Here is a 21,908-nt window from a genome sequence, read left to right as displayed (position 1 = left end):
CTCGCTTGACTCGCTGCAGCTCGGCGCTGAGTCCGTCGCGGAGCGCCCGGATGCCGACGCGACGCTCGCTTGTGGCGCTTGCCATGGGTCCAGTGTAGCCACATCGGTGCGCGTGCACCAGGCGCCCGACCGCCGCGCAGGAGCCCCCTGGCGCGTGTCGGCGGCCGCGAGTAGCGTCCCGCGCGTGACTGCACAGCGGCAGGGCTCCGCATCTGAGATGGCCGCGCCCGATCTCTCCTCGCTCGCCTCCTCCCTCTCCGGCCGCCTCACCTTGCCGGACGACCCCGCGTTCGAAGCCGAGCGCTCCCCCTGGAACCTCTCGATCGACCAGCGGCCGCTCGCGGTCGCCCATCCCGACCGCCTCGACGACCTGCGCGCGATCCTCGCGGCCGCGCGAGATGCGCGCGTCACGGTCGCCGTCCAGCCGAGCGGCCACGGCGCATCGAGCGCGCTCGAGGGATCGATCCTCGTCCGCACCGCCGCCTTCGACCGCTTCGACATCGACGCCGATGCGCGCGTCGCGTCGATCGGCGCGGGCGTCACGTGGGGCCCCGTGATCGACGCGCTCGACGGCACGTGCCTCGTCATCCCCTCCGGCACGAGCCGCGTCGTGACGCCAGCCGGCTACCTCACGGGCGGCGGTCACTCGTGGCTCAGCCGCTGGGCCGGGCTCGGCGCCCAGTCGCTGCGTGCCGCGTGGATCCTCCGACCGGACGGCACGCACGAGCGCGTCGACGACGCATCCGACCCCGACACGATGTGGGCGCTCCGCGGCGCGGGCGGCCTCGTCGGCATCGTCACGCAGCTCGAGGTCGACCTGCTCGAGGCGCCGAGCATGGTCGGCGGCGTGCTGTCGTTCGAGGCGGCCGCCGGGCCCGCGGTCTTCCGCGCGGTGCGCGATGCGGCGGCGGATGCGCCCGAGGGCCTGGGCGCGTTCGTCTCGTCGATGCGCATGCCCGACGCGCCGATGCTCCCCGAGCACATCCGCGGGCAGAGCTTCGTCACCGTCGAGGTGCTCGCGCGCTCGGAGAGCGACCTCGGGCTGCTCGAGGGGCTGCGAGCCGCCGCGACGCCGACCGAGGAGCGGCTCGGGCCGATCACCCAGGCCGGCATGGCCGCGCTGTCGATGGAACCGGAGGAGCCCTCGCCCGGCGGCGGCAGCTCCCACGCGCTCGCCGAGCTCCCCGACGCGGCCATCGACGACTTCTTCGCGTGGCGATCGGGCGAGGAGCAGTGGCCGCTCGTCGGCTTCACGCTCCGCATGCTCGGCGGCGCGCTCGACGAGCCGTCAAGGCCGGCGTTCGCGACGCTCGCCGGGGCGGCGTGGATCTCGCACTCGCTCGTGCCGCAGTTCCCCGGCACACCGGTCGAGCCCGGCCTCGAGTCGCTCGCCGGCCTCGACGCGCTGCTGCGCCCGCACGTCGCCGAGCGCATGGCGCCGACGTTCCTCGGCCCGGGCGAGACGCTCGAGAAGTGCGCGCCGGCCGACGACATCGCGCGGCTGCGCGCGATCCGCGATGCGGCCGACCCCGACGGCGTGCTGCACGAGGGGCGGCTGCCGCGCTGACGCCGCCTCGATCGGGGCGTGACGATCGAATCGTCGCGAACGTTGGGCTGTGCTTCGCACGGCGCCGACCTACCGTGAGGCCATGAGCAGCATCGCCCGCCGCCCGATCCTGTTGGGCGGCCTCGCCGCCACCGTCGTCCTCCTCGCCGTCGCGGGCTGCGCGACGGCTGGTCCAGGCACCTCCGGCGGGCCGGCCCCGTCTGCGACGTCCGCCCCCGCCGCGCCGGCTCAGCCGGTCGCGACGGGCGCCGATGCGCAGGCCCAGCTGGCCGGCCTGCCGATGCCGAGCGCCACGGAGCCCGTGATGGCGATCGGGCTCGCGCTCGACGACGGCGAGCCGATCCTGTGCCTCGGGCCGGTCATGGAGTCGGCACCCCCGCAGTGCTCCGGCCCCGCGCTCGCGGGCTTCGACTGGGCGCAGCTCGAGCCCGTCGAGATGGAGGGCGTGCGCTGGGCGCAGGTCGCGATGCAGGTCACCTACGACGCCGCGTCGCACACCGTCACGCAGGCCGGGGAGCTGCTCGACCTCGCGGCGATCACGATGCCGGCGATCGAGTACCCGACGGGCGACCTCGACGAGGCGACGATCGCGGCGGTGCAGGCGGATCTCGACTCGCTCGAGCGGGCGGATGTGCTGGGGCACGTCGGCATGGACGGCGTCGTCGTGCTCTCGGTCACCTTCGACGACGGCTCGATGCAGGCGGCGCTCGACGAGATCTACGGCGACGGCGTCGTGTTCGTCGAGTCGGCGCTGCGCTGAGGCGGCTCATCCACCGCCGTGCGGTCGCGAGGGGTGGTTATCCACGTCCGCTCGGTCAGATCCGCCGCTCCTCGCGACCGAATCGCCATTCCACCGCCGCTCGCGGCCAGGTCCGCGTCACAGCGGGAGTCGATGTCACGCAGGGAGTCGAGATTCGACGCCCTGCCGCACGCGGAAGCCTGATTCGACTCCTTGAGTGACCGATTGCGCGCCGCTCAGGCGTCGACGGGCTCCCGCTCGCGCGTCGTCCGCTGCCCGACGACCGCCGAGACCCCGTCCTGCCGCATCGAGACGCCATAGAGCGCATCCGCGATCTCCATCGTGCGCTTCTGGTGCGTGATGATGATGAGCTGCGAGCTCTCGCGCAGCTGCTCGAACACGGTCAGCAGCCGGCCGAGGTTCGCGTCGTCGAGCGCCGCCTCCACCTCGTCCATGATGTAGAACGGGCTCGGGCGCGCCTTGAAGATCGCGACCATGAGCGCGACCGCCGCGAGCGATCGCTCGCCGCCCGAGAGCAGCGAGATGCGGTCGATCTTCTTGCCCGCCGGCCGCACCGTCACCTCGACGCCCGTCTCGAGCATGTTCTCGGGATCGGTGAGCGTCAGCGCGCCGGAGCCGCCCGGGAAGAGGATGGGGAAGACCTCGGTGAAGGCGGCCTTCGTGTCCTCGAACGCCGCGGCGAAGATCGTCTCCATCGTGACGTCGAGGTCGGCGATGATCTGCTCGAGGTCCTTGCGGGTCTTCGCGAGGTCGGCGAGCTGCTCGGTGAGGAAGGTGTGGCGCTGCTCGAGCGCCGCGAACTCCTCGAGCGCGAGCGGGTTGACGCGGCCGAGCCGCGCGAGCTTGCCCTCCGCCTGCTTGAGCCGCGCCTGCTCGGCCTTGCGGTCCCAGCCCTCCCCCGGCGCGTACTCGGCGACGAGCACCGCCTCCTCGAGGCCGAGCTCGCTCCCGGCGCGCTCGAGCAGGTTCGAGAGGTGCAGCTTCTGCTCGTACGCCTCCATCTCGGCGACGTGCACGTGCTCGGTGAGCTCCTGCAGCCGCTCGCGGAGCGCCCCTTCGCCGCGGCGCAGCTTCCCGAGCTCCTCGTTGCGCTCGCGACGCGCGGCCTCGCGCTCGGCGAGCACGCCGCGCGCCTCGGCGACCGAGCGCTCGGCGACGCCGAGCACGGGCGGGATCGCGTCGAGCACGCGCGAGGCCTGCTCGCGCTGCCGCTCGCGCAGCACCGCGCGGCGAGCGGCCTCCTCGGCGCGCGCCCGCTGCGCCTCGACGTCGCGCGCGAGCGACTCGGCGCGAGCGAGCTCGGCCCGCACGCGCTCGCGCGCGGTCTCGAGCTCGATCCGCAGGTCGGTCTCCGCCTGGCGCGCTGCCTCGAGCTCCGCGAGCACGCCGTCGCGCGCCGACGCGTCGAGGATCGGCCGCGGCTCGGCGAGGAAGCGGTCGAGCGCGCGCTGCGCGGCCTCGACGCCCGCCGACGCATCCGTCACGCCCGTGCGCGCCTCGGCGAGCGCCGCCCGCGCGCGCTCGTGCTCGCCGGTCGCCGACTCGAGGCGAGCGCGCACGCGCGAGCGCTCCTCGCCGCGCGCGGCCGATGCCGCGTCGTGCGCGCGCAGCTGCTCGAGCGCGTCGGCGGCGGCGCGCTTCGCCTGCTGGTGCGCCTGCCGCGCGCGCTCGAGCGCCTCGGCCTCGCGCTCGATGTCGGCGCGCAGCCGCTCGAGCTGCTCGGTCGCCGCGTCGCGCTCGGCGAGCAGCTCGAGGCGCGACTGCGCGTCGTCGGAGCCGCCGCGCATGAGGTACTCGGTCACGAAGTCGCCGCGGCGCGTGACGATCGTCACAGGTCCGCCGAGCTCGAGCCCCGCGATCCGCGGCCCGACCTCGCGCGCCGCGTCGAGCGAGTCGACCACGAACGTGAGCGCGAGCACCCCGAGCACGCCCGCGGGCGCATCCACCACGGTCGGCGCGTGGACGGCGCCCTCGATCGCCGGCACGTCGAAGCGCATCGGCACGGCGTCGCCGACGACCGCCTCGATGCGGCCGAGCCCGGCGTCGTGCGCGTGCTCAATCGCCGCGGCGGCCGCACTTCGCGACTCGGCGAGCACGGCCTCGCCGAGCGTGCCGAGCGCCGCAGCGATCGCCGCCTCGAAGCCCTTCTTCACCTTGACGTGCTCGGCGACGAGCCCCGTGAGCCCATCGATGCCGGCACCGAGCAGGCCCGCGGATGCGTTCCCCGCGTCGAGCGCAACCGTGAGCGCCGAGGCGCGGGCCGCGAGGGCGTCGCGCTCCCGCTCGACGCGGTGCAGGGCGTCGCGCCGCTCGTCGAGGTCGCCGGAGAGGGCCGCTTGCCGCTCGTCGGCCTCGCGGTAGGCGACCGCGAGCGCCTCGGCGTCGCCCGCCTCCTCCGCGTCGCCGAGCCCCTCGGCGGCCCCCGTCGCGTCGGCGAGCCGCTGCTCGGCGTTCGCGAGCGCCGCCTCGCGGCGCGTGACCTCGGCCTCGCGGGCCGCGAGCGTCGACTGCGCGACGTCGACCTTCGATCGGTGCCCGGCCGCCTCGAGGTCGTGCTTCGAGACGAGCGCGGCCTGCGCGGCGATCTCCTCGTCGAGCGAGTCGAGGTTCGCGCGCGCCACGGCGGTCGCCGAGGCCGCCTTCGCGAGGCGACCCTCGGCATCCGCCACCCGGTCCTGCAGCGCGCGCGCCTCGTCGCGCGCGGCGGCGACCATGTCGGGCGTCACGAGCGGGCCCGCGTCGCCCATCTCGGGCGCCTCCTCGAGCAGCGCGAGCCGCTGGCCGGCGAGCGCGTGGAGCGACTGCAGCCGCGAGAGCTCGCGCTCAAGCGCGTGCGCGACCGTGCGGGCCTGATCGACGTCGTCGCCTGCCATCGACTCCTCGATGCGGGTGGCGCGCAGCTTCGCCTGCTCGAGCTGCTCCTGCAGCACGATGCGCTCCGACTTCCGCTCCGACTCGGAGCGCGCGGCGGCCTCGAGCTGACCGCGCAGGCCGATGACCTCGTCGGCGATGAGCCGCGCGCGGGCGTCGCGCACGGTCGCCTGGATGGTCGCGGCCTCCTTCGCGATCTCGGCCTGCTGGCCGAGGGGCTTGAGCTGCCGGCGGATCTCGCCCGCGAGGTCCTGCAGGCGCGTGAGGTTCGCCTGCATCGCGTCGAGCTTGCGGAGCGTCTTCTCCTTGCGGCGGCGGTGCTTGAGGATGCCGGCGGCCTCCTCGATGTAGCCGCGGCGGTCGGCGGGCGTCGCCTGCAGCACGCTGTCGAGCTGCCCCTGGCCGACGATGACGTGCATCTCGCGGCCGAGGCCCGAGTCGCTCAGCAGCTCCTGCACGTCGAGCAGGCGGCACGACTCCCCGTTGATCGCGTACTCCGAGCCGCCGTTGCGGAACAGCGTGCGGGAGATCTGCACCTCGGCGTACTCGATCGGCAGCGCGCCGTCGGCGTTGTCGATCACGAGCTCGACGTGCGCGCGACCGAGCGGACCGGTCGTCGCCGTGCCGGCGAAGATGACGTCCTCCATCTTGCCGCCGCGGAGCGTCTTCGCGCCCTGCTCGCCCATGACCCACGCAAGGGCGTCGACGACGTTCGACTTGCCGGAGCCGTTCGGGCCGACGACGCACGTGACGCCCGGCTCGAACTGGAACGTCGTGGCGCGCGCGAACGACTTGAAGCCCTTGACGGTGAGGGTCTTGAGGTGCATGCGGCTCCCGGTTCGTGCTCGCACCACCGTAGTCGCCGCCTCGCGTGTTGCACGGCAGGCGCGCGCGCCCCTATCCTGCAATGCTGCCCGCCGGCACGGCGCCGGTGCAGAGCGGCAGGACCCATGCAGATCGACATCCGCCCCGCCGCGCCGCTCCCCGATGCCGTCGACCCCCGCCTCGACCCCGCGAGCGGGCACGACGACGAGCTCCGCCTCGCGTTCGACCTCAACGAGCGCGCGAACGCCGCGCGCTCCGGCGACGGCCTCTACACGAACACGCTCGCCGAGTTCGTCGCCCTCCTGCGCTCGAACGAGACCGAGCGCATCCACCGCCTGCTCGCGTGGTGCGGCGAGCGGCTCGCGGGCGTGCTGACGATGTACACGACGCTCATCGACTCGACCGACGTCGTTGACCTCGGCGTCCAGCTCGATCCCGCGCTCCCCGCGCTCGAGCAGGCCGCGATCGCCGAGGCGCTCGTCGCGCGCGGCATCGACGAGGCGAGCGCGCTCGGCCGCTCGACGATCGTGGCCTCCACCGTCGGCGCGCGCACCGGGGGCGTGAGCGCCCGCACGGGGCACGGTGCGGCCGACCCGACGCATCCGGAGGTCGCGCCGCTCGTCGCGCGCGGCTTCGAGCTCGAGCAGGTCTACCGCGTGAGCGTCGCCGACCTCTCGCAGTTGGGCGACCTCGAGGCGTGGCACGCGGCAGGACTCGAGCGCGCGAGCGGGTACGACCTCGAGCGGTGGGTCGGCGAGACGCCCGGCGAGCACCGCGAGGGCATGCGGATGCTGCACGAGCGGATGTCAGTCGACGCACCCGTCGCGGGGCTCGCGTGGGAGCCCGAGTCGTGGGACGACGCGCGCCTCGCCGCGTTCGAGCAGTCGAAGCAGGGCGGCGGCCGCTCGCTCCTGACGGTCGCCGCGCGCGAGCGGACGAGCGGGCAGCTCGCGGGCTTCTCGACCCTCATCCTGCCGACGACCGGCGGCGTCGCGCGCCAGCACGACACGCTCGTGACGCAGCCGCACCGCGGCCACGGCCTCGGCATGCTGCTGAAGCTCGACAACATGCTGCGGCTGCGGGAGCTCCGGCCCGAGCTCACGCGCATCGTCACCTGGAATGCGGAGGAGAACCGGCCCATGCTCGCGGTGAACGAGCGATGCGGCTTCGAGCCGATCGCGTACGAGGCGCAGTGGCAGCGGAAGGACGCGCGATGACGGAGACGCAGCTCGAGTGGCTCGAGCTCGAGGCACCTGACGATGACCTCGACGAGCCGCGGCTCTCGCGCATCGCCCGCTACGTCGACGCCGCGAACCGCGTCACGCAGCACCACTGGGGCGACGACGCGCACGACACGACGGTCGATGAGATCGTCGCGAGCCTGCGGCACCCCGACGACGAGGTGACGCGGCGCTTCCTCGTCATCGAGGGCGGCCGCGACGTCGGTCGCGCGATCGCGTCGATCAACGCCGAGGAGGGCTCGCGCATCGCCTTCGTCTCGGCGTGGGTCGTGCCCGAGGAGCGCCGGCGCGGCATCGGCCGCGCGATGGCGGAGCGGCTCGAGGCGATCGGCCGCGAGCTCGGCGCGACGACGCTGCAGTCGTGGGTGGACCACCGGCCGCCTGCCGAGGGCGACGAGGCGATGGCGGCGGTGAGCGGGCACGGCGCGATCGCGCTCGACGCGCCCGCGCGGCTCGCGGTGTCGCTCGGCTACACGCTCGAGCAGATCGACCGCATCTCCGAGCTCGACGTCGAGTCGGCGCGCGCCGAGCTCGAGCGGCACCGGGCGGATGCGCTCGCGCACGCGGGCGAGGACTACGAGGCCCGCGCGTGGCAGGGCCCGACGCCGCCGGAGCTGCTCGACGCGATGGCGACGCTGCACGGCCGCATGGTCACCGACGCGCCGGCCGCGGGCCTCGACGTCGACGACGAGCGGTGGGACGCCGCTCGCGTGCAGCGGCTCGAGGCCGAGCTCACGGAAGCGGGGCAGACGCTCCTGCAGGCGGTCGCGATCCACCGCGCGAGCGGCGAGGCCGTCGCGTTCACAGTGCTCGTGCTGCCCGCGCCCGGGCGCCCAGCGTTCCAGGAGGACACCCTCGTGCACGCCGACCACCGCGGGCACCGGCTCGGCATGCTCGTGAAGGCCGAGAACCTGCTGCAGCTCGGCCGCCTCCACCCCGACCGCACGCGCGTCATCACCTGGAACGCGAGCGAGAACCGCCCGATGCTCGCGGTCAACGAGGCGCTCGGCTTCGTCGCGGTCGGCGCGGAGGGGGCGTGGCAGAAGCGGCTCGAGGACGGAGCTGCGGCCGATGGAGCCCGGCCATAGCCGCGCCTGCCAGCATGGGCGCATGAGCGACCGCGCAACGATCGACGCCCGCCCCGAGAGTCGGCCCGACGCATCCATCGAGGGCATCGCCGTCGAGCTGCGGCGCGCGGTCGAGAATGGGCTGACCCGGCCGCGCGAGTACCGCGAGCGGCAGCTCGACGGCCTCACCGCGATGCTGCTGCAGCACACGTCGCGGTGGGAGGCGGCGCTCAAGGCGGATCTCGGCAAGGGAGAGATCGAGGCGCACCTCACCGAGATCGGCTTCCTCGTCGCGGAGGCGCGCGCCGCGAAGCGGTCGCTCCGCCGCTGGATGGCGCCGCGACCGGTCGCCGCGCCGCTCGCGCTCCAGCCGGCGGTCGCGAGGACGATCGCCCAGCCGCTCGGCGCCGCGCTCATCATCGCGCCGTGGAACTACCCGCTGCAGCTCGCCCTCGCCCCGCTCATCGGCGCGATCGCCGCGGGCTGCGCCGCGGTCGTGAAGCCGAGCGAGGTGGCGCCGGCGACGTCGGCGCTGCTCGCCGAGCTCGCGCCGCAGCACCTCGACCCGCGCTCGGTGCGCGTCGTCGAGGGCGCGGTCGACGAGACGACGGCCCTGCTCGAGCAGCGCTGGGACCTCATCTTCTACACCGGCAACGCGAAGATCGCGCGCGTCGTCGCGGCGGCGGCCGCGAAGCACCTGACCCCCACGATCCTCGAGCTCGGCGGCAAGAGCCCCGCCTACGTGCACCGCTCCGCCGACATCCCGGCGACCGCGCGGCGGCTCGCGTGGGGCAAGTGGATCAACGCCGGCCAGACGTGCGTCGCGCCCGATCACATCCGCGTCGACCGCGAGATCGCCGACGAGCTCGTCGAGGAGCTGCGCCGCGCGACCGCCGAGCAGCTCGGCGATGCGCGCACCTCCCCCGACTACGGCCGCATCGTCAACGGCCGCCACCTCGAGCGCCTCAAGGGGCTGCTCGGCAGCGGCACGGTCGTGACCGGCGGCGAGGTCGACGAGGCCGACCGCTTCATGGCGCCGACGATCCTCACGGGCGTCGACGACGCATCCCCCGTCATGCAGGAGGAGATCTTCGGCCCGATCCTGCCGGTGCTGCCGGTCGACGGCGTCGACGGCTTCCTCGAGACGATGCACGGCGCCGAGAAGCCGCTCGCGCTCTACGTCTTCGCGAGGGATCGGGATGCGGTGCGTCGCGTCGAGCGCGAGACGTCGTCGGGCGCGCTGGGCGTCAACATCGCGGTGGCGCATGTCGGCGCGGCGGGGCTGCCGTTCGGCGGCGTCGGCGAGAGCGGCTCGGGCGCGTACCACGGCAAGCACTCGTTCGAGGCGTTCAGCCACCTGAAGCCCGTGCTGTCGAAGCCGACCGGCATCGACACGCTGCGGGTGATCTACCCGCCGTTCAGCTCGTGGCGCGGGCGGCTCGCGAAGCGCATCCTCGGCTGACGCTCCCGCTCGTCGAGCAGCGCCCGCAGGGCGCGCATCGAGACGCAGCTACCGCTTCGGCGCCACGTTCGCGACCGCCCAGGTGACCAGCGGCTGCAGGTGCTCGACCGTGTCGAACAGCGCGTCGAGCAGCTCCGGCCCGCCCGCCTGCTCGGGCGTCAGATGCCGCCGGGCCGTGAGGAAGCGGTAGCGCAGCAGCTCGATGCGCGGATGCGCCGGGTCGACGCCGCGCGGCGCCGTCTTGATGCGCTCCCCGCCGAGCTCGTAGCCGGCCGACTCGAGCTCGCGCACGATGCCCTCGAGCTCGGTGCCCGCCGCGACCGCCTCGACGGCCGCGCGGTACGCCTTCGTGAACGACGCATCCCCGAAGAATCCGCCGCCCATCGAGACGCCGGTCGCGTCGAGGTTGAGGAACCAGCCGATGCCGGGCGCGCGCTGCGCGAACAGGCCCTGCCGCGTCTTGTAGGGCGTCTTGTCGTGGGCGAAGCGCACGTCGCGGTAGGGGCGGTAGACCTTGACAGCGCTCGCGACGGGCTCGAGCTCCTCGGCGAGCGCCTCGAATGGCGCGCGCACGTGCTCGTCGTAGCGGTGCTTGTTCTCGAGCCACCAGGGCCGCTCGTTGTGCGCCTCGAGGTCGGCGTAGAAGGCGAACGCGTCGGGTGAGAATCCGTCGAAGGGCATCGATCCAGTCTAAGAGCGGCCCCCTGGCCGAGGGCCGGACGTCAGACCGCGATGCCGCGCGGCCGCCGCTGGCAGCGCGGGCAGCGCGTCGACGAGCGGTTCGCCCACGGCTCGCGCACCATGATCGCGCCGCAGCGGTGGCACGGCTGACCGCCGCGGCCGTAGGCGTGCAGCGAGTGCTCGAAGTAGCCGGCCTGCCCGTTGACGTTGACGTACTGCGCGTCGAACGAGGTGCCGCCCTCGGCGAGCGCCTGCTCGAGCACGGCGCGCACGTCGGCGAGCAGGGCGAGCGCCCGCGCTTGCGTGAGCCGCTCGCCGGGCGTCGCGTAGTGCAGCCGCGACCGCCAGAGCGCCTCGTCGGCGTAGATGTTGCCGATGCCCGACACGAGCGTCTGGTCGAGCAGCGCCGCCTTCACGCCCTGCCTCCTCCGGCGCAGGCGGCGGGCGACGGCGGATGCGTCGAAGCCCGGATCGATCGGATCGAGCGCGATGTGCGCGGCCTGGTCGGGCACCGCCCGGCCGCCGTCGGCCGCGACGAGCGGCCGCACCGCGAGCCCGCCGAAGATGCGCTGGTCGGCGAAGCGGACCTCGATCGGGCCGTGGTCGGGCTGGTCGAGCAGCAGCCGGATGCGCGTGTAGCGGTCGGGCGCAGCGCCCGGCTCGCGCACGAGCACCTGGCCCGACATCCCCAGGTGCGCGAGCAGCGCATCCGCCCCGTCCTGGATCGGCACCCAGAGGAACTTGCCGCGCCGCTCGGGCGCTCCGAGGGTGCGACCGGTGAGGGCCGCCTCGAACGCGGCGGCGTCGCCGTCGTGGCGGGCGATCGATCGCGCGTCGAGCACCTCGACGCCCTCGACGCGAGCGCCGGTCACGGCCGGCGCGAGCCCAGCGCGCACGACCTCGACCTCGGGCAGCTCCGGCATGTCAGCGCATCGGCATGTCAGTGCGCGGCCGGCGCGCTCAGCAGCCGATGTGCCTCGAGGGCCGCGGCCATCTCGGCCACCTTCTTGCTCGTGCCGGTGCCCGTCGCGACGGCCTCGTCATCGATGAGCACGGTCGCGGTGAAGGTACGCGCGTGGTCGGGGCCCTCTGCCTCGATCGCGTAGGCGGGCGCGCCCTTGCCCTGCGCGGCCGCGAGCTCCTGCAGCGCCGTCTTCGGGTCGAGCGCGGCGCCGGCGCGCAGCGGGTCGTCGAGCAGCGGGCCGACGAGCCGGAGCACGAGGCCAGCGGATGCGGTGTGCCCGGCCGACAGGAATGCGGCGCCGAAGACCGCCTCGAGCGTGTCGGAGAGGATCGAGGGCTTCTCGGCGCCGCCGGAGGCTGCCTCGCCCTTGCCGAGCAGGATGTGCTCGCCGAGCCCGATGTCGCGCGCGACCTCGGCGAGCGCGTTCATCGAGACGACGCCGGCGCGGCGCTTCGCGAGCTCGCCCTCGGGCAGCTCGGGGAAGCGCCGGTAGAGCTCGATCGTGATCGCCTGGCCGAGGATCGAGTCGCCGAGGAACTCGAGGCGTTCGTTGTGCGGCACGCCGCCGTGCTCGTACGCCCACGAGCGGTGGGTGAGCGCCAACGACAGCAGCTCGGGGTCGATGTCGACCCCGAGCTGCTCGAGCAGTCGGCGCTGCGCCGTTCCTCGCTGGTCCGTCATGCGACGAAGGGTCCCAGCAGGATCAGACGTCGGCGACCTTGCGGCCCTTGTACTCCATGTACAGCGCGGTGCCGGCCGAGTCCTCGACGACCTTCGCACGGTGCGGGAGGCTGTAGACGGTCTTGCCGCCCTCGACGGTCTTCACGAGCTTGGGCGCGACGGCCTTCCACTGCGAACGGCGGGCGCGGGTGTTCGACCGCGACATCTTCCTCTTGGGAACAGCCATTGCTCACTCCTTCTTCGGCGCCTGCGCGCCCTCTTCCGACTCATCGTCGGACACGTCTGATGAGAAACCCTGGAGCGCTGCCCACCGTGGATCGATGGTCTCCGTCGGCTCGTGGACCGTGCCAGGCTCGAGCCGCTCCCCTGTCTCAGGATCGAGCCCCGAGCAGTCCGGTCGGTCGACCGGTTGGAACGGCAGCGCCAGCACGACCGCGTCCCGAACCACCGGAAGCATGTCGACAGACTCGTCGACCACGAGGTAGTCGGTTTCCGACGCACCATCATACGCGAACAGCTCGACGAAGTCGACATCGAGGTCGAGGTCGAACTCGGCGAGGCAGCGCGAGCACGTCGCGAGGGCGGTGACGCTCGCCTGCCCGGTCGCGAGGATGCCTTCGTGCACGCTCTCGAGGCGCACGTCGAGCTCGATGGGCTGGTCGGGCAGCACCGCGGCGAGACCCTCGCCGACCTTGTCGCCGAACGGCGCGGTCTCCTCGACCTCGCGCATGCGACCCGGCTTGTGCACGATGTCGCGCACGGACAGCGTGAACGGATGCGTGGTGGCCATGGTCCCAGTCTACGGCCGCGCCCTCGACGGCCTCTCCACGGCCCGCCGCAGGCGCACAGCGTGTCGAAGACGACCTCGATCGGCGCCTGACCGGGCGAAACGGGTTCTCCACAAGCGGGCTTCTCGGCCGTTCGTGTGTCAGTGGCCCGTGGTGGAATGCCGTCATGGATGAGTGGTGGGGCATCGATGCGGAGGAGTACATCGCGTCGATCCGGGCGGGCGCGATCGACCCGCACGGCCGCACCGCCGACGAGCTCGAGGAGGAGCTCGCCGCCCACGACCGCGACTGGTCGGAGCGGCTCGCGCTGCTGAGCGACGCGGAGGTCGAGGAGGTCATCGCCGGCCGCAAGCAGGTGCCGCCGCTGCCGGGCACCGCGCCCGCCGCCGAGCGACCCGAGTCCGTGCGCCGGCAGGACGCGCTCGCCGGCCGGATCCGCGCGATCGAGCTGCGCCGGGCGCGCCTCGAGGCCGAGCACCGCGAGGTCCTCGCCGCCGAGCTCCAGCACTTGCGCGACGCAGGCGGCGACGTCGGCATGGCCGTCAAGGAGAGCGCCTCGATCCTCGCGGCGGAGCTGCGCCTCTCGGACCGCGTCATGGAGCGCAAGCTCGTCGAGGCCTGGACGACCGTCACCGACCTCCCCGCCGCGCACGCCTCACACAAGGCCGGCCGCATCACCGGCACGCACCTGCGCGCGATCGAGCAGGCCACCGAGGCGCTCCGCACCGACCCATCCGTCGACCCCGAGGATCGCGCTCGCGTGGAGGCGGAGCTGGTGGAGATCGCCGAGCGCGTCACCCCGTCGCAGCTGCGCTCCCGCGCGAGGCGGATCGTCGACCGGGCGATGGCCGATCCGCTCCAGCGCCGCCACGACCGGGCGGTCGAGCAGCGCCGCGCCTGGGTCGACGACCATGACGACGGCATCTCGACGCTCGCGCTGTCCGGCCCGTCCGTCACCATCCACGGCGCGTTCAACCGCGCGACCGACGCCGCCCGCGCCAAGCCGAAGGACGACCCCCGCACCTTCGACCAGTACCGGCTCGACGCGCTCATGGAAGTGCTGCTCACCGGGCAAACGCCGGAGGATCTGCACGGCATCAACCAGATCTCGGCAACGGTCACGGTCACGATCCCTGCCACCGAGCTGCTCAAGCGCACCGACGATGCCGACGAGCCGCCGCAGCTGCGGTTCTCCGGCGCCCTGGAGGGCGGGGCGCTCGTCGACGCCGCCACCGTGCGGGCGCTGGCCGCCGAGACGATCACCTGGGAGCGGCTCTTCCTCCACCCCGTCACCGGCGTCCCGGTCGCCGTCGACACCTACAAGCCCAACCGGGCCATGCGCCGCTGGCTCCAGCGCCGCGACGGCCGCTGCCGCTGGCCCGGCTGCACCAACCGCGTCTCCCGCGCCGACGCCGACCACACCATCGCCCACGCCGACGGCGGCCCCACCACCCTCTCGAACCTCGCGCACCTGTGCCGACGACATCACCTGATGAAGCACGCGACCGCCTGGACCGTCCGCCAGCTCGACCAAGGCGTCCTCGAATGGACCAGCCCCACCGGCAAGATCTACCTCGACGAACCCGAACCCGCCGGACCCGCGTTCGTCGACCGCACACCCGACTACTGGGGCCACCCCAGCGACGAACCCGCCAAGTGCACCGCGAGCGACCCGCCATGGGCACACCTCAAGGACTGCACCTGCGACCTCGAGAGCGCGACCGCCTGACCCTCTGGCGCGTTCGCTCAGGCGAGCGAGAGCACGAACGACAGCACGAAGCCCGCCGCCGTGCTCATCGCGACCGCGGGGCCGCCGTGCTCGTAGGCCTCGGGCATGAGCGTGTCGGCGAGCGAGGCGATCACCGCGCCCGCCGCGAACGCGAGCGGGAGCGAGATCGTCTCCGCCTCGGCGCTCGCGAGCGGTCCGGCGCCGAGCACGACCGCGCCGACGAGCAGCACGGCGCAGATCGACCACAGGCCGAGCACCTTCGCGCCCGACATCCCCTGCTCCTTCATCGACGAGGCACCCACGAGCGATTCGGGGAGGTTCGAGACGAAGATCGCGGCGAGCAGCGCGAGTCCGCCGGAGCCCTCGGTGAGCGAGACGCCGAGGGCGACGTTCTCGGGCACACCGTCGAGCGTCACGGCGGCGAGGAGCGCGAGCCCCGCGGCGCCGCGGGTGGAGGCCTTCGTGGCGCGCGCATCCGTCGCCGCCGCATCGGTGTCGAGCTTCGCGCTGCCCTCGACCTCACCCGCGGGAGCGCCCTTCCCGGGCTGCGCCGCGCGATCGAGCAGCGCGCTCAGCAGCGTGAAGACGAGCGCGCCGACGAGCAGGCCGATCGCCGCCCGCCAGATGCCGCCCATCTCGTAGGCGTCCTCGAAGAGCTCGAATGCGAGGGCGGTGACGAGCGCACCGGCGGCGAACGAGAGCAGGATCGCGAGCGCGCGCTTGGGCAGCCCGAACCGCATCCCGATGAGTGCGCCGACGATGAGCGCGCTCGAGGCGACCGCGCCGAACAGCAGAGCCTGCGCCATGCCTCAGGGTACGACTGGCGCCGGCACATGGGGAGTTCCGATCAGCGTGCACCGCGCCTATCGTGCTGGCATGGCCGACGGCGCGACGATGCCGGTGCTGGAGCTCAAGGCACAGCTCCGAGGCATGCCGACACGGGTCTGGGTCTTCCGGGACCGCATCGAGTGGAGCCGCAGCACCGCGCTCGGAGTCCTGAGCCGCTCGGTCATGGCAGCCGCGACGCAGGATGCGTCGGAAGTGGGCGCCGCAGGCGGTGACGACCAGACCGGCACCATCCCGCTCGGGCAGCTGTACGAGGTGACCGGCGAGCGGATCGGACTGCACACGAGGCTCACCCTGCGCGCTCGCGACTGCACGATCGACCTCGACATGTCCGGCTCGAAGGCGGCTCGCCTGCAGGAGTCCCTCCGCACCCTGAAGACCCAGCGCGCCGACCACTGACCGCGTGGGCGTCCGCGGCGCACCGCAGTGCCATGATGCACTCGTGTCGACGTCGCGCGCCGTGCCCCTCGCCCTCATCGGCTGGCTCGTGTGCGTCGAGCTCACGAGCGGCGTGCTGCAGGGCTGGTACGTCACGCTGGCGCCCGACATCGCCCGTCACCTCGACGTCACCGACGCCGACGTCAACTGGTTCGAGGCCGGGCAGCTGCTGCTGTCGGCGCTCCTCGTGCCGATCCTCGCGAAGCTCGGCGACATGCACGGCCACAAGCGCATGCTGCTGCTCTCGACCGCGATCACCGCGGCCGCGAGCTGGTGGATCGCCTTCGCGGGCGACTTCACGAGCTACCTGATCGCCTTCTCGCTGCAGGGCGCCTACGCCGTGTGGCTGCCGCTCGAGGTCGCGCTCATCTTCGACCGCGGCCGCCGCACGGGCGTCGCGCCGTCGACGACGCGCCGAGCCGCTGGCCTGCTCGTCATCGCCCTCGAGGCGGGAGCGATCCTCGGCGCCCTCGGCTCCGCCGCCGCGCTCGGCGCCTTCGGCGACGCCATCCCGCCGACCCTCATGGTGCCGGCCGCGATGGTGACGCTCACGTTCTTCGCGATCCTCTGGGGCGTGCCGGAGTCGGAGCCGCTCCCCGGCCGCCGCCTCGACGCCGGCGGCTTCGTGCTGCTCGCGCTCTCGCTCCTCACGATCACGTCGGGCCTCACGTTCCTGAAGATCGGCGGGCTCGAGGCGTGGTGGGGCTGGGCGGTCATGGCGCTCGGCATGCTGCTGCTGCTCCCCTTCGGCCGCTGGGTGCTCGGCAAGGACGACCCCGCGATCGACCTCCGCGTCATGCGCCAGCCGTCGATGTGGCCCGTGCAGCTCACCGCGGGCCTCGTCGGCGTGAGCCTGCTCGGCGCGCAGACGCCGCTCGCGACCTACGCCGGCACGGACCCGTCGCTCGGCTACGGCCTCGGGCTCGACGCGACCGGCCGCTCGCTCCTCATCGGCGTCTACCTGCTCGCCCTCATCGTGGGTGCCGGCGCGCTCGCCGTGCTCTCCACGCGCATCCGCCCTCGCCTGCTCCTCATCGTCGCGTCGACGCTCGTCGGCATCGGCTACCTGCTGCTCGTTCCCTTCCACCTCGAGATCTGGCAGGTGTTCGCGTGCATGGCCGTCGCGGGCGTCGGCTCGGGCGCCCTCGTCGGCGCACTGCCCGCCGCCGCGGCCGCGGCCGCACCCCGCGGGCAGACGGGCGTCGCGACCGGCATGACGAACACGACGAAGACGATCGGCGGCTCGTTCGCCTCATCGATCTTCGCGATCGTGCTCGCGGTCGGCGCGGTCGGCACCGCCGCGAGCCTCGGCGGCTACATCGTCGTGTGGATCATCTGCGGCGTCACCGCGCTCGTCGCCGCCGCTGCCCTCGTCGCGGTGCCGAAGCTCGCCTTCGCGGACCCGGAGCCGGTCGCCGAGGCCGTGCCCGGCGCGACGCCCGCCCCGCGCTCCTAGTCCGCCCGGCGCGTCAGCCCTTCGCGCTCAGTGGCCCGCGGTGCACCATCCACGGGTGCGTCTGCGCAACCGGCTTGATGATCGTCTCGTCGATCGAGACGTGGCCGGGCAGCGCGAGGATGTCGGTCATGACGCGCGCGACGTCGTCAGCCGAGAGGGGGTCCTGCACGTCCTTGTAGACCGCATCCGCCTTCTCCTTGTCGCCCTCGAAGCGCACGAGGCTGAACTCCTCCGTCCGGACCATGCCGGGCGCGACCTCCATGACGCGGATCGGCTCGCCCGCGAGCTCGAGCCGCAGCACGTCGACGAGCTGCTTCTCCGCCGACTTCGCCGCGTTGTAGCCCGAGCCGCCCGTGTAGGGCACCGTCGCGGCGATGGACGTGACGACCATGATCTCGGCGTAGGAGCCGTCGCGAGTCGAGTCGCGCAGCAGCGGCAGGAGGGCATCGATCACGCGCTTCGTGCCGATGACGTTGGCCTCGAACATCCACCGCCAGTCGTCGATCGAGGTCTCGCCGATCGGCGCTGCGCCCTTCGCGCCGCCCGCGACCTGCACGAGGCCCGTCGGGCGGAACGCCGCAGCCGCCTCCGCGAGCCGCGCGATGTCGCCCTCGTCGGTGAGGTCGGCGGCGAGGATCTCGCAGCCGGTGTCGCGCTGCAGCGCCTCGAGCCGCTCCGCGCGGCGCGCGACGGCGAGCACGCTCCATCCGCGCTCCACAGCCTGTCGCGCGACCGCCTCCCCGATGCCGCTCGATGCTCCCGTGACGACGATCCGCTTCTCGCTCATGCCGCCATGCAAGCAGGCGGCGGCCGATCGGCGCCACTCGGCCCCGGACCGGCGGAGCCGCAGTGTTACGCCGTGCGACGCACCCGGCTGGCCCGATCGCTCGATCGACCGCACGATGGAGCACGACCCAGCTCGGCATCGACCCGCAAGGAGCACACCATGAGCGACTGGAAGTTCGAGACCCTCCAGGTCCACGCGGGCGCGCAGCCCGACCCGACGACGAAGGCGCGCATCACGCCCGTCTACCGCACGACCTCGTACGTGTTCGACAGCACGGAGCACGCTGCCCGCCTCTTCGGCCTCGCCGAGCTCGGCAACATCTACTCGCGCATCATGAACCCGACGAACGACGTCGTCGAGCAGCGCCTCGCAGCGCTCGAAGGGGGCAGCGCCGCCCTCCTGCTCGCATCGGGCCAGGCCGCGAGCACCTACGCCGTGCTCAACATCGCAAGCGCAGGCGACCACATCGTCTCGTCGTCGTCGATCTACGGCGGCACCTACAACCTCTTCAACTTCACGCTCAAGCGGCTCGGCATCGAGGTGACGTTCGTCGAGGACCAGGACGACCTCGACGAGTGGCGCCGCGCCATCCGCCCCGAGACGAAGCTGCTGTTCGCCGAGACGATCGGCAACCCGCGCATCAACCTGCTCGACATCGCGGGCGTCTCGGGCGTCGCCCACGACGCCGGCGTGCCGCTCATCGTCGACAACACGATCGCGACGCCCTACCTCATCCGCCCGCTCGAGCACGGCGCCGACATCGTCATCCACTCGGCGACGAAGTTCCTCGGCGGCCACGGCTCGGTCGTCGCTGGCGCGATCGTCGACGGCGGCCGCTTCGCGTGGTCGGAGTCCGACAAGTTCCCCGGCCTCACGACGCCCGACGAGTCGTACCATGGCGTCACCTACACCGAGGCGCTCGGCGACGCGATCGCCTACATCCTGAAGGCGCGCGTCACGCTCCTCCGCGACGTCGGCGCCTCCGCCGCGCCCGACACCGCGTGGCAGCTGCTGCAGGGCATCGAGACGCTCTCGCTGCGCCTCGACCGCCACGTCGGGAACGCGACCGCCGTCGCCCGCTTCCTCGAGGCGCACCCGCAGGTCGCCGCCGTGCACTACGCGGGCCTCGAGTCGAGCCCGTGGCACGAGCGCGGCCGCGAGCTCGCCCCGCGCGGCACGGGCGCCGTGCTCTCGTTCGAGCTGCGCGGCGGCGTCGAGGCCGGCAAGGCGCTCGTCGAGTCGCTCGAGCTCTTCAGCCACCTCGCCAACATCGGCGACGTGCGCTCGCTCGTCATCCACCCGGCATCGACGACGCACGCGCAGCTCACGCCCGAGCAGCAGCTGAGCGCGGGCGTCACGCCCGGCCTCGTGCGGCTCTCGGTCGGCATCGAGCACGTCGACGACCTCATCGCCGACCTCGGCCGCGGCCTCGAGGCCGCCGCCGCGAAGTCGGCGGAGCTCTCGGCGAACGCCTGAGCACGGACGGCACGAGCGGTCGGCGGGCACGCGTGGACTGGCAGCTGAGCGACGACGCGCAGCCGGCCGCTCGCGTGCCCGCCGCACGGCTCGTCGACACGGGGCTCGACGCCGGGCCCGACGCGCGCCCCGTGCCCGTCACGGGCGCGTGGCGGCCGGGCGACGACCCCGGCGAGCGGCGCTTCGCCCGCATCGGCGACGTCGAGACCGAGTCGGGCGGGACGATCCCGGATGCCGTGCTCGCGTTCGAGACGTGGGGTCGCCTCGACGAGCGCGCGAGCAACGCGGTGCTCGTGCTGCACGCGCTCACGGGCGACAGCCACGTGCGCGGACCCGCAGGCCCCGGCCACGCGACGGCCGGCTGGTGGGAGGACGTCGTCGGCCCCGGCCGCGCGATCGACACCGACCGCTGCTTCGTCGTCGCGCCGAACATGCTCGGCGGCTGCCAGGGCTCGACGGGGCCCGCCTCCCTCGACCGCGACGGCCGCGAGTGGGGCTCGCGCTTCCCGCGCGTGACGGTGCGCGACCAGGTCGAGGCGCAGCGGCGCCTCGCCGACCAGCTCGGCATCCGGCAGTGGCACGCGGTCGTCGGCGGCTCGATGGGCGGCATGCACGCGCTCGAGTGGGCCGTCGCGCACCCCGAGCGCACCGGTCGAGCCGCGCTCCTCGCCTCCAACGCCGCGACGAGCGCCGACCAGATCGCGCAGAACGCCCTGCAGATCGAGGCCGTCACGACCGACCCCGGCTGGCTCGGCGGCGACTTCTACGACCTGCCCGGCCACGCGGGCCCCGCTCGCGGCCTCGCCCTCGCGCGCCGCATGGCGATGCTCGGGTACCGCTCGCAGCAAGAGCTCAACGAGCGCTTCCGCCGCGAGTGGCAGTCGAGCGTCGACCCGCTGCACGGCGGGCGGTTCCAGGTCGAGTCGTACCTCGACGTCCACGGCAACCGCTTCACGCGGCGCTTCGACGCGGGCTCCTACGTGCGGCTCGTCGACGCGATGTCGACGCACGACGTGGGCCGCGGCCGCGGCGGCGTCGAGGCGGCGCTCGAGCGCGTCACGGCGCCGACGCTCGTCGTCGGCATCTCGAGCGACCGGCTCTTCCCGGTCGCCGACCAACGGCGGCTCGCCTCAGGGATCGCGACGAGCGTCTCCGGCGCCGAGCCCGTCGTGCTCGAGAGCGGCTTCGGGCACGACGCGTTCCTCATCGAGTCGGGCCGTGTCGGCGACCTGCTGTCGACGCTGCTGGGCTGACACGCCGACCGGGCCGACGCGCGCGGCCCGCACGAGCATCCACACCGCCCCGACGAGGAGCGCGACGTGGAGCGCGTTCCGCACCGTGAGGAGCGCGACCGCCGCCGGGTGCGCCGCGACGAGCCAGTCGTAGGTCCACGGGAACTGCAGCTGCGTGAGCGCCGCGACGAGCCCGATCGCGCCGACGCCGATCCAGTGCCGCCTCGCGCCCGCCTCGGCGAGCAGCAGCGCCGGCACGAACAGCCACAGCACGAACTGCGGCGAGCCGACCTTGTTCGTCACGATCATCACCTCGACGAGCGCGACCGCGAGCCACACGATCGCCTCCCGCCGGTGCGCGCGGCGCACGGCGAGCGCGCCGAGCGCGCCGATCGCGAGCACCCCCGCGACGAGCACCGGGGTCGCGAGCGCCGCGACCGTGCCGACGCCGTCGCCCTCGACCTGGAACGTGTAGATCTGCCGGTCGAACAGCACCTGCGCCTCGCCCGCGCTCGCGAGCCACAAGTAGGGCGTCGCCGCGACCGCCTCGATCTGCAGGCCGCGATCGTCCTGCTCGGTGAGGAACGACAGCGCATGCTCGGAGCCGACGAGCGCCGCGAGCGCGAGCACCGCGGCCGAGACGAGCGCGCCCGCCGCGAGCACGCGCATCCGCTCGCGCCGCACGACGAGCAGCGCGAGCCACAGCACGCCCGGCCAGACCTTCATCCACGCGCCGATCGTGAACAGGGCCGCCGCGACGCCCGGCCGGTCGCTGCGGAGCGCCACGATCGCGATGACGCACACCGCGACGACGACGGTGTCGATGCGCGCGAGCGCGACGGGGCCGAGCGCGACGAGGAGCGCGAGCCACGTCCACGCCATGACGATGCCGCGCGGCACCCGCAGCAGCAGCGCGAACGCGATCGCATCGAGGGCCGTGACGAGGAGCATCCACACGAGCGGCAGCGCCGCGGTGCCGAACGCGCTCGAGGCGAGGATCGGCGCCCACGCGAGCAGCGGGTACACCCACGGCACGT

At 73.6% G+C, this 21,908-nt stretch carries 18 protein-coding genes and 1 pseudogene; 10 read left to right on the top strand and 9 right to left on the bottom strand.

What is annotated here, in order from left to right:
- Positions 1-184 precede the first annotated feature (184 nt).
- Together ACP7BI_RS07865 and ACP7BI_RS07860 are read left to right on the top strand one after the other, a co-directional pair.
- Positions 185-1,567 (top strand): FAD-binding oxidoreductase, encoded by a 1,383-nt coding sequence (locus tag ACP7BI_RS07865; protein ID WP_425844872.1) that lies wholly within the window; start codon positions 185-187, stop codon positions 1,565-1,567.
- Positions 1,568-1,649: 82 nt separating this feature from the next.
- On the top strand, positions 1,650-2,327 hold the full coding sequence (locus ACP7BI_RS07860; protein WP_425844870.1) for a hypothetical protein: 678 nt from the start codon (positions 1,650-1,652) through the stop codon (positions 2,325-2,327).
- Between the two features lie 215 nt (positions 2,328-2,542).
- On the opposite strand, the gene smc is transcribed toward ACP7BI_RS07860, so the two are convergent.
- Positions 2,543-6,025, bottom strand: coding sequence for a chromosome segregation protein SMC (gene smc / locus ACP7BI_RS07855; protein ID WP_425844869.1), 3,483 nt, complete (start codon positions 6,023-6,025; stop codon positions 2,543-2,545).
- 123 nt (positions 6,026-6,148) lie between these two features.
- On the opposite strand from smc, the gene ACP7BI_RS07850 reads away from it, so the two are divergent.
- The 3 genes from ACP7BI_RS07850 to ACP7BI_RS07840 are packed head-to-tail and all read left to right on the top strand — an operon-like array spanning position 6,149 to position 9,793.
- Positions 6,149-7,240, top strand: a complete 1,092-nt coding sequence (locus ACP7BI_RS07850; RefSeq protein ID WP_425844867.1) for a GNAT family N-acetyltransferase — start codon at positions 6,149-6,151, stop codon at positions 7,238-7,240.
- Positions 7,237-8,352 (top strand): GNAT family N-acetyltransferase, encoded by a 1,116-nt coding sequence (locus tag ACP7BI_RS07845; RefSeq protein ID WP_425844866.1) that lies wholly within the window; start codon positions 7,237-7,239, stop codon positions 8,350-8,352. Before ACP7BI_RS07850 ends, ACP7BI_RS07845 begins: the two co-directional genes overlap by 4 nt.
- Positions 8,353-8,374: 22 nt before the next feature.
- Entirely contained in the window at positions 8,375-9,793 is a 1,419-nt protein-coding gene (locus ACP7BI_RS07840) for an aldehyde dehydrogenase family protein (protein WP_425844864.1), read from the top strand.
- 48 nt (positions 9,794-9,841) lie between these two features.
- On the opposite strand, the gene ACP7BI_RS07835 is transcribed toward ACP7BI_RS07840, so the two are convergent.
- Genes ACP7BI_RS07835 through ACP7BI_RS07815 form a run of 5 tightly spaced genes read right to left on the bottom strand, consistent with a single transcriptional unit; the run spans position 9,842 to position 12,909 of the window.
- The gene (locus ACP7BI_RS07835; RefSeq protein ID WP_425844862.1) at positions 9,842-10,474 is read right to left on the bottom strand and encodes a DUF2461 domain-containing protein; all 633 of its coding nucleotides are present in this window, start codon (positions 10,472-10,474) and stop codon (positions 9,842-9,844) included.
- A gap of 41 nt (positions 10,475-10,515) precedes the next feature.
- On the bottom strand, positions 10,516-11,397 hold the full coding sequence (gene mutM / locus ACP7BI_RS07830; RefSeq protein ID WP_425844860.1) for a bifunctional DNA-formamidopyrimidine glycosylase/DNA-(apurinic or apyrimidinic site) lyase: 882 nt from the start codon (positions 11,395-11,397) through the stop codon (positions 10,516-10,518).
- Positions 11,398-11,414: 17 nt separating this feature from the next.
- On the bottom strand, positions 11,415-12,119 hold the full coding sequence (gene rnc / locus ACP7BI_RS07825; protein WP_425844859.1) for a ribonuclease III: 705 nt from the start codon (positions 12,117-12,119) through the stop codon (positions 11,415-11,417).
- A 22-nt stretch (positions 12,120-12,141) separates the two neighbouring features.
- A complete protein-coding gene (gene rpmF, locus ACP7BI_RS07820; protein ID WP_021009302.1) occupies positions 12,142-12,345 on the bottom strand; it encodes a 50S ribosomal protein L32 in 204 nt (67 codons plus the stop codon).
- Between the two features lie 3 nt (positions 12,346-12,348).
- Positions 12,349-12,909, bottom strand: a complete 561-nt coding sequence (locus ACP7BI_RS07815; protein ID WP_425844857.1) for a YceD family protein — start codon at positions 12,907-12,909, stop codon at positions 12,349-12,351.
- Between the two features lie 164 nt (positions 12,910-13,073).
- Between ACP7BI_RS07815 and ACP7BI_RS07810 the strand changes: the two genes are divergently transcribed.
- Entirely contained in the window at positions 13,074-14,636 is a 1,563-nt protein-coding gene (locus ACP7BI_RS07810; protein ID WP_425844856.1) for a DUF222 domain-containing protein, read from the top strand.
- Between the two features lie 17 nt (positions 14,637-14,653).
- Here the strand turns inward: ACP7BI_RS07810 and ACP7BI_RS07805 are convergent, their stop codons facing one another.
- A complete protein-coding gene (locus ACP7BI_RS07805; protein ID WP_425844854.1) occupies positions 14,654-15,442 on the bottom strand; it encodes a ZIP family metal transporter in 789 nt (262 codons plus the stop codon).
- Between the two features lie 70 nt (positions 15,443-15,512).
- Between ACP7BI_RS07805 and ACP7BI_RS07800 the strand changes: the two genes are divergently transcribed.
- Both ACP7BI_RS07800 and ACP7BI_RS07795 read left to right on the top strand, forming a co-directional pair.
- Positions 15,513-15,881: a hypothetical protein gene (locus ACP7BI_RS07800; protein WP_425844852.1), complete on the top strand. Its 369-nt coding sequence runs from the start codon at positions 15,513-15,515 to the stop codon at positions 15,879-15,881.
- A gap of 43 nt (positions 15,882-15,924) precedes the next feature.
- The gene (locus ACP7BI_RS07795) at positions 15,925-17,376 is read left to right on the top strand and encodes an MFS transporter (RefSeq protein WP_425844850.1); all 1,452 of its coding nucleotides are present in this window, start codon (positions 15,925-15,927) and stop codon (positions 17,374-17,376) included.
- A gap of 13 nt (positions 17,377-17,389) precedes the next feature.
- On the opposite strand, the gene ACP7BI_RS07790 is transcribed toward ACP7BI_RS07795, so the two are convergent.
- Positions 17,390-18,163 carry an SDR family NAD(P)-dependent oxidoreductase gene (locus ACP7BI_RS07790; RefSeq protein ID WP_425844849.1) on the bottom strand — a complete coding sequence of 258 codons (774 nt, stop codon included), beginning with the start codon at positions 18,161-18,163 and terminating at the stop codon, positions 17,390-17,392.
- Positions 18,164-18,322: 159 nt separating this feature from the next.
- Here ACP7BI_RS07790 and ACP7BI_RS07785 point away from each other — a divergent pair, with 159 nt between their 5' ends.
- Both ACP7BI_RS07785 and metX read left to right on the top strand, forming a co-directional pair.
- A complete protein-coding gene (locus ACP7BI_RS07785) occupies positions 18,323-19,639 on the top strand; it encodes a bifunctional o-acetylhomoserine/o-acetylserine sulfhydrylase (RefSeq protein ID WP_425844848.1) in 1,317 nt (438 codons plus the stop codon).
- A gap of 32 nt (positions 19,640-19,671) precedes the next feature.
- Positions 19,672-20,892, top strand: coding sequence for a homoserine O-acetyltransferase MetX (gene metX, locus ACP7BI_RS07780; protein WP_425844846.1), 1,221 nt, complete (start codon positions 19,672-19,674; stop codon positions 20,890-20,892).
- Positions 20,893-21,189: 297 nt separating this feature from the next.
- Here the strand turns inward: metX and ACP7BI_RS07775 are convergent.
- A pseudogene (locus tag ACP7BI_RS07775) lies at positions 21,190-21,897 on the bottom strand (glycosyltransferase 87 family protein); the annotation flags it as partial.
- Positions 21,898-21,908: the final 11 nt, after the last annotated feature.

Source organism: Agrococcus sp. TSP3-2-1 (genome assembly GCF_049897585.1).
Taxonomy (GTDB): domain Bacteria; phylum Actinomycetota; class Actinomycetes; order Actinomycetales; family Microbacteriaceae; genus Agrococcus.
This window is presented reverse-complemented; position numbering and strand designations above follow the sequence as displayed.